General features: G+C 72.0%; 11 protein-coding genes and 1 pseudogene. 7 read left to right on the top strand and 5 right to left on the bottom strand.

What is annotated here, in order from left to right; translation table 11 throughout:
- From ACFU6I_RS13680 to ACFU6I_RS13660, 5 genes and pseudogenes are all read left to right on the top strand, one after another.
- Positions 1-264, top strand: a pseudogene (locus ACFU6I_RS13680) (ABC transporter); the annotation flags it as partial.
- A complete protein-coding gene (locus ACFU6I_RS13675; RefSeq protein ID WP_384365033.1) occupies positions 261-1,052 on the top strand; it encodes an ABC transporter permease in 792 nt (263 codons plus the stop codon). The pseudogene ACFU6I_RS13680 and the gene ACFU6I_RS13675, both read left to right, overlap by 4 nt.
- A 713-nt stretch (positions 1,053-1,765) precedes the next feature.
- A complete protein-coding gene (locus tag ACFU6I_RS13670; RefSeq protein WP_384365030.1) occupies positions 1,766-2,713 on the top strand; it encodes an ABC transporter ATP-binding protein in 948 nt (315 codons plus the stop codon).
- A complete protein-coding gene (locus tag ACFU6I_RS13665; RefSeq protein WP_384365027.1) occupies positions 2,710-3,693 on the top strand; it encodes an ABC transporter permease in 984 nt (327 codons plus the stop codon). Before ACFU6I_RS13670 ends, ACFU6I_RS13665 begins: the two co-directional genes overlap by 4 nt.
- A 168-nt stretch (positions 3,694-3,861) precedes the next feature.
- Positions 3,862-4,248 (top strand): GntR family transcriptional regulator, encoded by a 387-nt coding sequence (locus ACFU6I_RS13660; protein ID WP_384365039.1) that lies wholly within the window; start codon positions 3,862-3,864, stop codon positions 4,246-4,248.
- A 117-nt stretch (positions 4,249-4,365) separates the two neighbouring features.
- Here ACFU6I_RS13660 and ACFU6I_RS13655 read toward each other — a convergent pair whose 3' ends face one another.
- Positions 4,366-5,046 carry a phosphotransferase gene (locus tag ACFU6I_RS13655; RefSeq protein ID WP_384365024.1) on the bottom strand — a complete coding sequence of 227 codons (681 nt, stop codon included), beginning with the start codon at positions 5,044-5,046 and terminating at the stop codon, positions 4,366-4,368.
- Between the two features lie 37 nt (positions 5,047-5,083).
- Entirely contained in the window at positions 5,084-6,151 is a 1,068-nt protein-coding gene (locus tag ACFU6I_RS13650) for a DUF2804 domain-containing protein (protein ID WP_384365021.1), read from the bottom strand.
- Positions 6,152-6,659: 508 nt separating this feature from the next.
- Here ACFU6I_RS13650 and ACFU6I_RS13645 point away from each other — a divergent pair.
- On the top strand, positions 6,660-6,938 hold the full coding sequence (locus ACFU6I_RS13645; protein ID WP_384365018.1) for a hypothetical protein: 279 nt from the start codon (positions 6,660-6,662) through the stop codon (positions 6,936-6,938).
- Between the two features lie 6 nt (positions 6,939-6,944).
- On the opposite strand, the gene ACFU6I_RS13640 is transcribed toward ACFU6I_RS13645, so the two are convergent.
- The 3 genes from ACFU6I_RS13640 to ACFU6I_RS13630 all read right to left on the bottom strand — a co-directional run bounded on the left by ACFU6I_RS13640 (position 6,945) and on the right by ACFU6I_RS13630 (position 12,031).
- Positions 6,945-8,639, bottom strand: coding sequence for a bifunctional 3'-5' exonuclease/DNA polymerase (locus ACFU6I_RS13640; protein WP_384365015.1), 1,695 nt, complete (start codon positions 8,637-8,639; stop codon positions 6,945-6,947).
- Positions 8,640-9,122: 483 nt separating this feature from the next.
- The gene (locus tag ACFU6I_RS13635; protein ID WP_384365012.1) at positions 9,123-11,255 is read right to left on the bottom strand and encodes an FtsX-like permease family protein; all 2,133 of its coding nucleotides are present in this window, start codon (positions 11,253-11,255) and stop codon (positions 9,123-9,125) included.
- Positions 11,249-12,031: an ABC transporter ATP-binding protein gene (locus ACFU6I_RS13630; RefSeq protein ID WP_384365009.1), complete on the bottom strand. Its 783-nt coding sequence runs from the start codon at positions 12,029-12,031 to the stop codon at positions 11,249-11,251. Before ACFU6I_RS13630 ends, ACFU6I_RS13635 begins: the two co-directional genes overlap by 7 nt.
- Positions 12,032-12,137: 106 nt before the next feature.
- Here ACFU6I_RS13630 and ACFU6I_RS13625 point away from each other — a divergent pair, with 106 nt between their 5' ends.
- Positions 12,138-13,304, top strand: a complete 1,167-nt coding sequence (locus tag ACFU6I_RS13625) for a DUF2786 domain-containing protein (RefSeq protein ID WP_384365006.1) — start codon at positions 12,138-12,140, stop codon at positions 13,302-13,304.
- Positions 13,305-13,427: the final 123 nt, after the last annotated feature.

Raw genomic sequence — 13,427 nt, 5'->3', positions numbered from 1 at the left:
GTGCGGCTGCGGTTCTCCGACCCGGCCGCGTACCAGTCGGCCGCCTCCGCGCTGCGCGAGGCCTCCCGGGACGACGAGGCGCTGTCGTTGCAGATCCCCAGCGACGGCAGTCAGCGCGAGCTGCGTTCCATCCTCGACTGGCTGGACTCCGCCGGCATCGAGGCCGACGAGCTGACCGTGCACACCCCCGACCTCGACGACGTCTTCTTCGCCCTGACCGGCGGAACCGACGTCCCCAACCAGCCCAAGGAGGACGTCCGATGAGCTCCCTCTCCCTCGCCGTACGCGACTCGTCCACGATGCTGCGCCGCAACCTGCTGCACGCACGGCGCTACCCGTCCATGACGCTGAACCTGCTGCTCACCCCGGTCATGCTGCTGCTGCTCTTCGTCTACATCTTCGGCGATGTGATGAGCGCGGGCATCGGCGACGGCGGTGCCGACCGGTCCGAGTACATCGCGTACCTCGTCCCGGGGATCCTGCTGATGACCATCGGCGGCACCACGATCGGCAGCGCGGTGTCCGTCGCCACGGATATGACCGAGGGCATCATCGCCCGATTCCGCACGATGGCGATCCACCGCGAGTCGGTGCTCATCGGGCACGTCGTCGGCAGCGTGCTGCAGTGCGTGATGAGCGTGGTCCTCGTCGGAGCCGTCGCCGTGGCGATCGGGTTCCGGGCCACGGATGCCACCGTCCTGGAGTGGGTCGCGGCGGTCGGCCTGCTCACACTGTTCGCCCTGGCGCTCACCTGGATCGCGGTCGGGATGGGTCTGTCCAGCCCGAACGCCGAGGCGGCCAGCAACAACGCCCTGCCGCTGATCTTCCTGCCGCTCATCTCCAGCGCGTTCGTGCCGGTCGACGCGATGCCGGGCTGGTTCCAGCCGATCGCCGAGTACCAGCCGTTCACCCCGGCCATCGAGACGCTGCGCGGGCTGCTGCTCGGCACCGAGATCGGCCACAACGGGTGGCTGGCCGTGGCCTGGTGCGTGGGGCTGGCCGTGCTCGGCCACGTCTGGTCCAAGTCGCTGTTCAATCGCGACCCGAAGTAGGGGTCGGCAGCTCACGGGCCGCGGCGCGCAGCTCGTCCCACTCCGGGGCGGCGTACTCCGACACCGCGTCGGCGTACGCCGCCCCATCCGTGGTGAATCTTTTTCGCTTCTGCTCTTGACTATGGACAAATAAGGAGGAAGCTAACTAATACACCAGACAACCGGTGAGAGCCACACCGCCGGTGGAGACGTCCATCGACCCGAGTGACACCCATCTCGGCAACTGGCTAGGCTCCCGGCAGAGCAACGTATCGACATCGGAGTCGTCAGCGACGACTGACGCTTGCGGGTCGATATGGGGCACCGGGAGCCACCGTATGTGCGCTCCGGGTCTGTGCGAGCAGCCGATGAAGCGCCGCACGACGTCCTGAACCGGCTGCTGGGGAACCTCTTGCACGTCTCCGATCCGGAGGCGACGGACCGGGCGTACTTCTCAGAGGCAGTGGCGACTGATCGCTGACGAACCCGTCATGCGGAGGGTCGCGGGTTCGAATCCCGGAGGCGGTTCGGGGAAACCCCAGGTCACTCAACGTGACCTGGGGTTCTTTCATGTCCGGACGAGGCCGGCACCCGCCTCGGGCGCCGGGGCCGAGACGTCCGTGGCCGTGGGCGCATGCGGAGTCGGGCGCGGGGTCCGGCCCGGCGGCGGTTGACAGTCGCGAACGGCCAAGACCATGATTCCACTAGTTGACTAGTTGAATCTGAGGGAGGGTGTGCCCGACATGACCACTCCGGACACCGCCGGGAGCCCGTGGGCCCTTGAGGCGCAGGGGCTGGGGAAGAAGTACCGGCGCGGATGGGCGCTTCAGGACTGCTCGTTCAGGCTGCCCGCCGGACGGATCTGTGGACTGGTGGGGCCCAATGGGGCGGGAAAGAGCACCTTGTTGGGCATTGCAACCCGGCTGGTGCAGGGCACGACGGGCGAACTGCGCATGTTCGGGGTGCCGGTGGACTCTCCCGGCGTCATGCCGCGATACGCCTTCCTCGGCCAGGAGAAGGCGCTGTTCAAGCGCTTCACCGTCGCCGAGACGCTCAGGACGGGGCAGGAACTCAACCCTCGCTGGGACCAGGCGGCGGCCGAGCGGATCGTGCGGGCCGGCGATGTTCCGCTGCATGCCCGGATCGGCACCCTGTCCGGCGGGCAGCGCACCCGGGTGGCGTTCGCGCTCGCCTTCGGCAAGCGGCCCGACCTGCTGCTGCTGGACGAGCCGATGGCCGATCTCGATCCGCTCGCCAGGGACGAGATGAGCGCGTTGCTGATGGCCGAGGCCGCCGAGCGCGGCACGAGCGTACTGATGTCGTCCCACATGCTCACCGAAGTTGAGGACATGTGCGACTACCTGCTGGTCGTCTCCGGCGGGCGGATCCGGATGGCCGGTGAGACGGACGAGCTGATGGCGCGCCACAAGCTGGTCACCGGAGCGGTGGGGGAGTCCGGGGAGCTTCCCGCCGGGCCGGCGCTCCACACCGTGGTCGAGACCCGTACGACGGGTCGCCAGTTCAACGCCCTGATACGGACCGAGGGTCCCGTGCGCGGCGACTGGCGGTCGATGGAACCAAGTCTGGAAGAGATCTTGCTCGCCTATCTCCGTTCGCCCGAAGCGCCGCCGTTGCTCACCCCCACCGCCCAGCCCGACCGGCGAGCGGAGCGTGCGGCATGAGCACTCTCACCCACACCCCGGCCGGTACCACCGGCAGCAGGAGGGGCCCGCTGCGGATGCGCGGACTTGCCTGGCTGATGTTCCGTCAGCATCGCGCCATGTTCCTGATGGTGGCGGCGCTCACCGTCCTGGGCGCCGTCTGGCTCGTCTACCAGCGTGCCGCCTCGCTGGACGCCGTGCGCGGCGCCGGCTGGCCGGGCAGGTCCGCCGACAAGGTCGACAGCGGCGTGGTCCTGGCGATCCACTCGAAGCTTGAGAAGACCGTGCCCATTCTGAGTGCGCTGCCCGTGGTCCTCGGGGTCTTCTGCGGCGCCCCGTTGATCGCCTCCGATCAGGAGCAGGGCACGGCGCAGCTGGCCACCACGCAGTCCGTGCCACGCAAGCGGTGGCTGAGCTACAAGCTGGGCACCGGTCTGATTCTGGTTCTGCTGCCCACGATCGTCCTCGGCTCCTTGTTCACGTGGTGGCGGGCGGTCCGTGTGTTCGGCGAGGGGGACTGGATGCAGGGCACGGTGTTCGACAGCACCGGGCCGATGCTCGCCGCGCTCACCCTGTTCACCGCCGTCGGCGGGATCGCGATCGGACTGATGGCACGCCGGGTCCTGGCCGCCATGGTCGGCACGTTCCTCTTCGCCGTCGTGACGCAGGTCGCCTGGTCGTTCGTCCGGCCCGAGCTGGCCACCCCGCGCCGGATCTCCTACCCGATCGACGCCGAGTTCCCGGCGACGCTCTCGGACGCGGTCCAGGTGGACAATTGGGTCAGCACCGCCTCCGGGGAGCTCTTCGGCTACGGCACCTGTGTCCAGGAGGAGAAGTACGAGGCGTGCCTCGCCGACAAGGGCATCGTCAACGCCACGGTCGAGTACTTCGGCTACGACCAGATGCCGGCCATGCAGTGGACCGGGGCCGGAATCCTGGGAGGCCTCAGCGCGCTGCTGATCGCCTTCATCGTGGTCCGGGTGGGCCGACGTCCGTTGTGAACCGCGAGGCAGAGAGCATGCCGGGCCTTCTCCCGGCACCGGTTCGCGGACCGTCGTCCGTACCCGGCGGCGGCATAGGCTGGAAGGGCGCTGCACGCGGAGGACGCCGTCCGCCGCGGTGCGGGAGGACAGGAACGGCAGGAAGGGGGGAGCGAAGTGAGCGAAGTGATGGCGTTCCGCATTGATCGCCGTTGCGGCGTCCCCACCTACCTGCAGATCGTTCGGCAGGTCGAACAGGCCTTGCGCATGGGCGTGTTGGCCGTGGGCGACCGCTTGCCCACCGCGGCACAGGTGGCCGCGGCCACCAAAGTGAACCCGAACACCACGCTGAAGGCGTACCGGGAACTGGAACGGGCCGGTCTCGTCGAGGTCCGCCAGGGCGCGGGAACGTTCATCACGCACTCCCTGGCCGAGCCCCGGACCGGCGCCGACTCCCCGTTGCGTGCCGGGCTCGCGGACTGGATGCGCCGGGCGCACGAGGAGGGGATGAGCGGTGAGGACGTCCGCAGTCTGATCACCGCGGTCTTCGAGGAGACATTCGCGCGACCGCTGTAGGACGAGGAGGGCCTGCTGCGGCCCTTGAGAGGGGCTCACCCGTGGCCTTGGGTACTCCGGCGTCCGGCACATCGAGACCGCCGTCCCCCTCGCGGCGACCGGTCGCCGGACCGATGCTCATCCGGCCCACGCGCTGATCAGGCCGGCCGCTTCGTCGATGAACTCCCGTTCGTCCTGCGTCAGGTTCGGGTCCGCCGCGCGGCGGCAGACCGCCTGGGCCAGCTGGGCGTCCGGGATGCCGCCCTGGTCGGCGAGGTGGGGAAGCAGTGCGGTGAGCAGGGAGCGGGCGCCCGTGGCCAGCGGGGAGGCGCGGTCGACCGCCACCTGGGCCAGGACCAGCGACGACATCGCCCGGTCGAGGGCGGGTGGCCCCTCCGTGGCGGTCCGCCAGTCGATCACCACCGGGCCGTCGGGCGTCAGCATCACGTTGTCCGGGTGCAGGTCCAGGTGGAGGATCCGGTCCTCGGGCTCCGAGGAGAGCCTGGCCGGGATCGTGTGAAGGTCGGTGAGGAGACCGGCGAGGATCGCTGCTCCCTCGTCCCCGGTGAGTGCGCCGGAGAGCAGGGACTCGAGCATGGTCGGGCCGGTCAGGCGTTGCAGTACGAGGTCGGAGGGGGTGGCGGCGGCCGGGCTCGGGCCGAGGCGGGGGACCGGGTAGCCGAAGGCCGAGAGGTACGACATCACGGCCAACTCCGGTCTGGCGTCACTGCTGTCGCGGTAGCGGCGCAGGACCCACGCCTCGTCCATCGCATACACATCGGCAGATCGTCCCGTGCCCAGCAGGTGGCCTATTCGCATGAGGGGAACCTACTGCCGTGGCCGGACGCCGGGGAGATCACCAGCGCATATGGACGTCCTCCGTCCAGCCGAGGAGCTGCTCGACGACGATGTCCTGGCCCCGGTCGTCCCTGATCCGGCCGTTGTAGTGGCCGAAGCACTGATCGGTGCGGTTGGCGAGCAGGCCGGCGTCGGTGCGGGTGGAGCGGTTGTGGAACGGGGTGAAGGCCAGGTCGACCTGGGAGCTCCCGGGGGTACGGAGCGTCCACGGGGCCAGGTGGTCCGTGGGGCTCCAGCGCCATTCCAGCTCCTCGCCGATCTTGCTGAGCCGGCCGTCCACGCAGAGCGCGTTCTCAGTGGAACCGGTGCCCTGTGTCCAGCGCCCGCCGAACTGGAGGCCGACGGTCCGGCCGTCCGTACGGCCCGAGGCGGCACCCCAGTTCCAGTCGACCGAGCGCGGCCAGCGGCCCCGGCCGTGGTCGAGGGTGGCCCAGGCGTCGCCGTCGGCGCCGAACTCCAGGACCCGCGTGCCGATCCGGACCGTGCCGGAGGCGGGGCGTGCGGTGTGCTTGGACGTGTACTGGAAGCGGCGCTCGCTCCAGGGCACGACGACGGAGAGCGTTTCGTGGCCGGTGGGCAGGGCGGCGAAGAGGTCGACCTCGACGGGTTCCTTCTGCCGGGTCAGGCAGCGCGCCCGGAGGCGGGTGCCGCCGGGTTCCTCGCGGATCTCGATCCTGACCGCGGCGCCGGTGGGGCGTTCCGGGCCGACCACGGTGTCCGTGGACCCTCCGCCGGTGGGTGCGGGAGCCCCGGCGATCGTCTGCGGGAGGTGGACGCCGCGGCCTCCCGGGACGATCGCGGTGCGTTCGGTCTCGCGGCCGCCCGCCCCGTACTCGAGCACGTACACCGTGTTCAGCGCCAGGAAGTCGAGATCGCTCACGGTCAGCGCGACGAGATGGGTGGGCGTGGTCACGCACCAGTACTCCCACCGCTTGGTCCGGCCCCAGCCGCGCAGATTCGCCCGGTGCAGGGGGCGCCGGGACCACCCGACGGCCGCCGGGTTCAGCCTCCCGTCGGGGCGGCAGAGGTCGACGGGCTCGGTGATCTCGCGCTCGGTCGTGGCCATGCGCGGAGCCTATCGCCGCCGGTCACAGGGGCCCATGACGCGAAGTGGAGGGGAGCGGGATCTCCGGAAGGCGGCATGTGCGCGGCCACGGTTTCGGCAATGGCCCCGCAGCCGAGGAGAGTTCCGCAGGCGAGCGAGAAGACGCGGACGTTCACCGATCCGCGGGGCGGCGACGCGTACCGCACGAGCGGCTCCGGGAGCTGCTTCATCGGCTTCCCCATCAGGCGCGGCAGCAGCCGGTCCGGGTTCGTCGGCGCCGGGCATCGCGGAACCCCCGGGGTCGGCACCAGCGACCACGACCGGAGCATCAGCCGTGCACCACCACTGCGCGGGCATGCCCCCGGTGCCCGGGCGATGCACCGGGACGCGGGGCGCGCCCCGGTCCGGGCCGGAAGGGAAACGTTCCTGGTCCGGGGCGTTTTCCCCGTTCGGTCGGCGCCCTGCGCAGGCGGCTCGCGGAGTAGCCTGAAGAAGTCTCGGCCTGCGCGCGCGAAGGGGGCCGTCTCTCATGGACACCTTGATCACCGTGGCGGTCGTCCTGGCGATGATCGCGCTGGCGGCGTACGTCATCCATCTGCTCAATGCCCGGCACCGGCATCAGCATCTGCGGGCCGTGCATTACGACCACGGGCTGGCCGGGTTCGGCGGGTTCGGCGGGCCGGGTGCGGGTACAGGGCGTGTCGTTCCGCCCGTGGAGACAGTGCAGCCCACGCAGCCGACGCGGCCCACGCACCCCTTGGGGAAGGGCGAGCCCGGGACGGACGAGGCCGAGCACCCCGACGGGTGAGCTCTGCTACTTGGCGTCGGAGTAGCGTTCCACGATCGCCGTCGTAAAAGGGAAGCGCACCGGCGTCCTGCCGAAGGCGGTCCGCCCCGCCAGGTCACCGGCGGCCCGGATCGCCTTCACGACTGCCTCGGCCTCCTCCTCGGGGCAGTGCACCATCACCTCGTCGTGCTGGAAGAAGACCAGTTCGGCCCGGAGACCGGCGGCGGCCAGGGACCGGCGCAGCGCGGCCAGGAACAACAGCGCCCAGTCGGCGGCGCTGCCCTGCACCACGAAGTTACGGGTGAAGCGGCCGCGCGCCCGGGCGTTCGTCGAGGCGTAGCCCGGCGTGAACTCGCCCTCCACGGAGGGCTGCTCGTCGCTCTCCTGCGGGATGCCGGCCTCGTCGTCGTCGCCGCTCCCGGCCGCCGGCGGACTGGTCCGGCCCAGCCAGGTCCGTACGAGACGGCCCTCCTCGCCCGCCTTCGCCGCGTCGTCGACATACGCCACGGCGAGCGGGAAGCGTCGTCGCAGCGCCGCGAGGTTCTTCAGGCCGTCGCCCGAGGTCTGGCCGTAGATCGCTCCCAGCAGCGCCAGCTTGGCGTGGTCGCGGTCGCCGTGGAAGGCGCGGTCCGACAGCGCCGTGTAGAGGTCGCCGTCATGGCCGGCGACCTCCATCAGGCCGGGATCGCGGGAGATCGCGGCCAGAACTCTCGGCTCCATCTGGTCGGCGTCGGCGACGACCAGCCGCCAGCCCTCGTCGGCGACGACCGCCTGCCGTATCACCTTGGGGATCTGCAGCGCCCCGCCGCCGTTGGTGGTCCAGCGGCCGCTGACGGTGCCGCCCGGCTGGTACTCGGGGCGGAACCTGCCGTCGCGCACCCAGTCCTGGAGCCAGCTCCAGCCGTGCGCCGTCCAGATCCGGTACAGCTTCTTGTACTCGATCAGCGGCTTCACCGCCGGGTGGTCCAGTTCCTGCAGCTCCCAGCGGCGGGTCGACTTCACCTTGATCCCGGCCTGCGCGAACGCCCTGACCACATCGGCGGGGAGGTCCGGGCGGACCCGACGGCCGAACGCCGTGGACACCTCTTCGGCCAGCTCGGCGAGCCGGCGGGGTTCGCCGCCACCGGCGTACCGCTCGCCCAGCAGGTCGTGCAGGACATCCCGGTGCACGTCGGCCCGCCAGGGCAGGCCGGCCCGGTTCATCTCGGCGGCGACCAGCATTCCGGCCGACTCGGCGGCCGTCAGCAGACGCATGCGGCCGGGGTGGGCGGTGGCGTCGTGGCGGCGGAGCTGCTCCGCGTACACCTGGAGGAGCGCATCGAAGGGGACGTCCGTGCCGGACTGCGGCTCGAAGAGGGAGGACTGCGAGCCGGGCTCCGCGGCGCGGGAGGGGGGATCGGGGGGTACGGGGGCGTTACGGAGGCGGGCGTGGGCGGCCGCGGCGGAGCGGGGTTCGCCGAGCCGGCCCTCGTGTGCGAGGAGGAGGGACTCGGCTGCCTCGATGTCGTAGCAGCGGTCGATCAGTACGCCCGCGTCGAGCAGGCGGGGATAGATCTCGGCGGTCGACCGCCAGACCCAGCGGATGACGTCCGGGCGGGAACGGACTGCCTCCACGAGGTCGGGTTCGGTCAGAACCGGGGCGGCGGGGAGGCCGCCGGCAGTCAGAGGGGTGAGGCGGGCGCCGCCGGTCTCTGTGGTGGCCAGAGCCCAGCGTTCGGTCATGTGCGTGAGTCTGGCAGGTGGGACTGACAGCGGGGCGGGGCCGGCTGGAGGGCGGTTCCGACGCCCGGGTTCGTTCACGGCGCCGCCGGGGCCGACCCGGTCGACCGCAGGCTCCGGTCGGCTGGACGGGACAGGTATTCCGGGCCCACGAGGTGAGCGAGGCGGGTCGCGTACGGGGATCTCGTGCTTCTGCCCTGAGCTGCCCGCGAACTCGCCCGGACACAGAGGCGGTTCGCAGGCCGGGGCGCTTCGGCAGCGCTGTTGATCAGTAGCCGCGACAGGCACGGCAGGGACACCGATTGCGACTGCGGGCCCGTCTCCGGCCACAGCAGGTGGGGCACCAGCAGGCGGGGGCACCAACCGCTGTGTACGGCCACCGCAACCCGGTCGGACCGGCGCTCACCGTGATCGTGCCGATCGTCGTGATCACCGCGATGGCCGTGATGTTCAGCAGTCACAGCCCGCGCCGACCCGCGCTCCGGTTCACCGGCGCCGTACGGCCCGCGGGAGCATCGCCACCGCCACCGCCACCACCGCGCACACCTCGGCCGCAGCTCCCACCACCGGCCACTCCACCGACACCGTCACCGGTGCGGACAGTGAGGCGAGTGCGGCGCCCAGTCCTGCCAGGTTGACCGCGGTCACGGCCATGCCGAGCGCCGCCCCCAGTGCCACCGCGAGCAGCGTCTCCCCGGCGACGATCCCGAGGACCCGCGTGCGGGTCGCCCCGGCCAGCCGCAGTGCGCCCAGCTCCGCGGACCGTACGGATCCCGCCATCAGCAGTGTGTTGGCGAGCGCGATCGCCGTGTAGACGAGGGCGATGCCCAGCACCACCAGCAGGCCGAGCCGCGTCTGTGGGCTCGAGCGCGGATGTGTGGCGGCCAGCCACTGCTGCGTCGACCGCACTGTGCCACCGGTGCCGTGCAGTGCGGCGGCGACCGCCGCCCTGTCCGCGCCGGGGGTGAGGCGTACGTCGATGCGGTCCACCGGAGCCGTCGGTGCGTTCACCGCCGTGACGTACGCGCCGTTGTTCCCCGTACCGATGGCCAGCACCGCCGCGATCCGCAGCGACACCGGGCGGCCGTCGCCGAGCCATACCCGTACCGTCGCGCCCACCGTGTGCTGTTCCCATTCCTCGTTCACGACGATCGAACGGTCGTCGAGGTCACGGACATCGCCCGCCACCACCGGCAGCCGCTCGACGGCCGCGAGCGTCTTCGCGTCGTCGACGGCCCGCGCCTCCGACTCGATGAGCGCGGTGTCCTCCTCCCGTACGAAGACCGCGGTCGACGCGGACGCGGACAGCAACGCCCCGGGGATCCGCCGCACCTCGAGGTCCGCGCCCGTCACGACCAGATCGGCCCGGGTGTGCTCGCGCGCCTCGGCGCCCCTCGCCCGGGCCACCGTCATCGCGGAACCCGGCACCGAGCCGGCCAGCGCCACCGCGATCAGTACCGGAGCGGCCACGGCGGCCGTACGGCGCAGGGACGCCGCCGCATTGGCCCGTACGAGCATTCCGGTCGCCCCGGGAAGCCGGAGCAGCCGGGTCACAGGGCGTACGAGCAGCGGCGCGAGCAGGGCGACACCGGTGATCAGCACCATCGGCTGTGTCATGTACGTTTTCCGCTTCAGCAGCCCGGACGGGTCTGTGACCAGCGACTTCGTCATCAGGAACCCGGCCCCCGCGAGCAGCGCGAAGCCCAGTAGCCGACGCACGGGTGGCAGCACGCCCGCATCGATGTCGGCCTCGCGCAGCGCCTCGGCCGGACCGGTCCTGCCTGCCCGTCGAGACGCCGCCCAGACGCCGGTCAGTGCCACGGTCAGGCCGGTCCAGAACGCCGCGTGGAGCGGCCACGCCGTGGGGCGGATGGTGAACCAGGAGGGCGCCATCCCGCCGTCCACCAGCAGCCGGGCGAGGTGCGGTGCGCCCCGGTCGCCCAGTGCGCATCCGGCCGCCGAGGCGAGGGTGCCGACCAGGGTCGCCTCCACCAGCAGCAGTCGCCGCAGCTGGCCGGGGGTGGCGCCCGCCGTGCGCAGCAGACCGAACTCACGTCGGCGCAGTGCCACCGCGAAGGCGAACGTCGACGCGACGACGAAGACCGAGACGAACGCGGCGACGGAGCCCGCCGTGCCGAGCAGGGCGTTCACGGCCGACAGGGCCTCGGCGTCCCGCGCGGTCACCGGGTCGGCGCGGCGGCGTTCGTCGCCGGTGAGGACCTCCGCTCGGTCGCCCACGACGCGGCGGACCTCGGCGACGGGGGCGTCCACGCCCACGGCGTCCGGGCCGCCGCCGACGTCCTGTCCGTCGCGGGCCACCGGTCCGAGCGCCGCCAGGTCGCGCAGGAGTTTGATATCCACAGGGTGTGGATGAGCGAGTCTCCTGGTGACGTGAGCGGTGGACGGTCCGCGTCGGACCCGCACGGTCAGCGTGTCGATGCCCTTCACCACCACCGGCGACGCGGCGAATCGCTGCGGCTTCCGGTCCGGCGCGTCGAAGGTCGAGGCGAGTCCCAGCCCCATGGTCGCGGTCAGCCCCGCGCCGAGCGCGAGCGCGACGAAGGTGCCGATGAGAGCGGTCCAGCGGGTCCGCAGCGCGGCCAGGGCGAGGGTCAGCACGATGCCGCCTCCGCGCGATCCCCGATCGCAGTGTCCGTACGGGCCGCGCTCGGGCGCGCTGCGGTCGTCCGGGCCGCGATCCGTTCCACGGAGAGTCCGGTCAGGTCGTCCGCGACATGTCCGTCGACCAGGAAGACCACCCGGTCCGCGTACGCCGCCGCCACCGGATCATGCGTGACCATCACGATCGTCTGTCCCTCCCGGTCCACCAGTTCCCGCAGCATCACCAGCACCTCCTGGCTCGTCGCGGTGTCCAGTGCGCCGGTCGGTTCGTCCCCGAAGAGCACCGCGGGCCGGGTGATCAGGGCCCGCGCCAGTGCCACCCGTTGCTGCTGGCCACCGGAGAGTTCGGTGGGCCGGTGGTCCGCCCGGTCGGCGAGTCCGACCCGCGCGAGTGAGGCGCGCACCTCGGTACGGGACGGCCGGCGTCCCGCGAGCCGCAGCGGCAGCGCCACGTTCTGGGCGGCGGTCAGCGAGGGGACCAGGTTGAACGACTGGAAGACGAAACCGATCCGGTCCCGGCGCAGCAGTGTCAGCCGGCGCTCACTGAGCCCGGTCAGCGCCGTCCCGCCTACCTCGACCGTGCCGGACGTCGGCCGGTCGAGCCCGGCCGCGCAGTGCAGGAGCGTCGACTTGCCGGAGCCGGAGGGCCCCATGACGGCGGTGAAGGTGCCGGGGCGGACGGTGAGGTCGACGCCGCCGAGGGCATCGAGGTTCCCGTACGAGCGTCGTACGGAGCGGAGCCGTACCGCGTCGGCGGCAGCAGTGGAGGTCATGTCTTCGATCGAACCGCGTGCGGAACCTCCGGACACGACCACCAGAACCCGTCTCCGGGGTAGGGCCAGGCCTACCCCGCCGCGCCGCCCTGCCTACCCTGACCTCATGGAACCGGTGATCGACCAGGCATTCGCGGCAGCCCTCTACTCGGACGGCGACGCCGGTCTCGACACCGGTGCCTCCCTCCTCGCCGCCGATCCGGCCGCCGACGCGGAACTGGTCCGGCGCGGAGAGGAATTCGTCCGCCGCGCCTGGGAGCGTGGCTGGCAGCCCGCCGATGTCGTACGGATCGTCCGCCGCGAACTCGACGAGACGGGGGCCGGGCTCGCCGCCGGGCTGATCACCGCGGAGACCGGCCGGTACGAGCAGCTGCCGCCCCGCTGGCGGTCCCAGCTGGCCGAGCTGCCCGCGCCGCCGCCGCGGAACCGGCCCGACCGGTTCTCGTACGCCTCCGCCCTCCTCGGTCTCTACCGGCTGTTCCTCCGGCTGCCCTCGATCGAGCCGGTCGGACCGCCGCCCGGCGCCCCGGGCCGCCTGCTCGATCTGCCGCCCGCGCACGACGAACCCCGCATGCTGACCCGGATCCGCGCGCTGCTCGCGAAGGCGGAGGCGACCGGGTTCCCGGAGGAGGCGGAGGCCCTCACCACCAAGGCACAGGAGCTGATGGCCCGGCACTCCATCGACGAGGCCCTCCTCGCCGCCCGTACGCACAGCAAGGAGGCGCCGGGCGCCTGCCGGATCGGGGTCGATGCCCCGTACGAGACGGCGAAGGCGATCCTGCTCGACGCCGTCGCCTCCGCGAACCGCTGCCGTGCCGTGTGGAACAGCGAGTTCGGCTTCTCGACGGTCGTCGGCTTCGAGCCGGACCTGGAGGCGGTGGAGCTGCTGTACACCTCCCTGCTGGTCCAGGGCACGGCGGCGATGGCGAAGGCGGAGGCGGGCCAGCGGGCCGGCGGACGCAAGCGGACCAAGACGTTCCGGCAGTCCTTCCTGATGGCGTACGTCCAGCGGCTGGGTGCGCGCCTGGCGTCCGACACCGCCCGGGTGACCGCGGCCTCGGTCTCGGAGGGAGTTGCCGACGACGACGATCTGCTGCCGGTCCTGGCGGCGCGGGATGTGGCGGTCACGGACGCCGCGGACCGGATGTTCCCTCGGACGACCAGTACCCGGGTGCGCGGAGTGACGGACGGCGAGGGCTGGGCGCACGGCACGGCCGCCGCCGACCGGGCCCGGATGGGCGAGCGGCGGCCGGGCATCGACGGTCCCCGCTAGGGCGTGTGTCGGCAGTCCCGCCTGCCCCGCGACGCCTGGCACGCACGCACCGGACGCCGCCGGGCCCACCCTTCGGGCGGACGGCGGGACTTCCGACACACGCCCCAGTGCTGCGACCGGATG

The sequence above is a fragment of the Streptomyces sp. NPDC057486 genome (genome assembly GCF_042802415.1).
Lineage (GTDB): Bacteria > Actinomycetota > Actinomycetes > Streptomycetales > Streptomycetaceae > Streptomyces > Streptomyces yanii.
This window is presented reverse-complemented; position numbering and strand designations above follow the sequence as displayed.

Excerpts from the sequence above, each read along its gene's own strand:
- ACFU6I_RS13640 (WP_384365015.1), bottom strand. The coding sequence starts at position 8,639 with ATGACCGAACGCTGGGCTCTGGCCACCACAGAGACCGGCGGCGCCCGC.
- ACFU6I_RS13660 (WP_384365039.1), top strand. The coding sequence starts at position 3,862 with ATGGCGTTCCGCATTGATCGCCGTTGCGGCGTCCCCACCTACCTGCAG.
- ACFU6I_RS13630 (WP_384365009.1), bottom strand. The coding sequence starts at position 12,031 with ATGACCTCCACTGCTGCCGCCGACGCGGTACGGCTCCGCTCCGTACGA.
- ACFU6I_RS13675 (WP_384365033.1), top strand. The coding sequence starts at position 261 with ATGAGCTCCCTCTCCCTCGCCGTACGCGACTCGTCCACGATGCTGCGC.
- ACFU6I_RS13645 (WP_384365018.1), top strand. The coding sequence starts at position 6,660 with ATGGACACCTTGATCACCGTGGCGGTCGTCCTGGCGATGATCGCGCTG.
- ACFU6I_RS13625 (WP_384365006.1), top strand. The coding sequence starts at position 12,138 with ATGGAACCGGTGATCGACCAGGCATTCGCGGCAGCCCTCTACTCGGAC.
- ACFU6I_RS13655 (WP_384365024.1), bottom strand. The coding sequence starts at position 5,046 with ATGCGAATAGGCCACCTGCTGGGCACGGGACGATCTGCCGATGTGTAT.
- ACFU6I_RS13650 (WP_384365021.1), bottom strand. The coding sequence starts at position 6,151 with ATGGCCACGACCGAGCGCGAGATCACCGAGCCCGTCGACCTCTGCCGC.
- ACFU6I_RS13665 (WP_384365027.1), top strand. The coding sequence starts at position 2,710 with ATGAGCACTCTCACCCACACCCCGGCCGGTACCACCGGCAGCAGGAGG.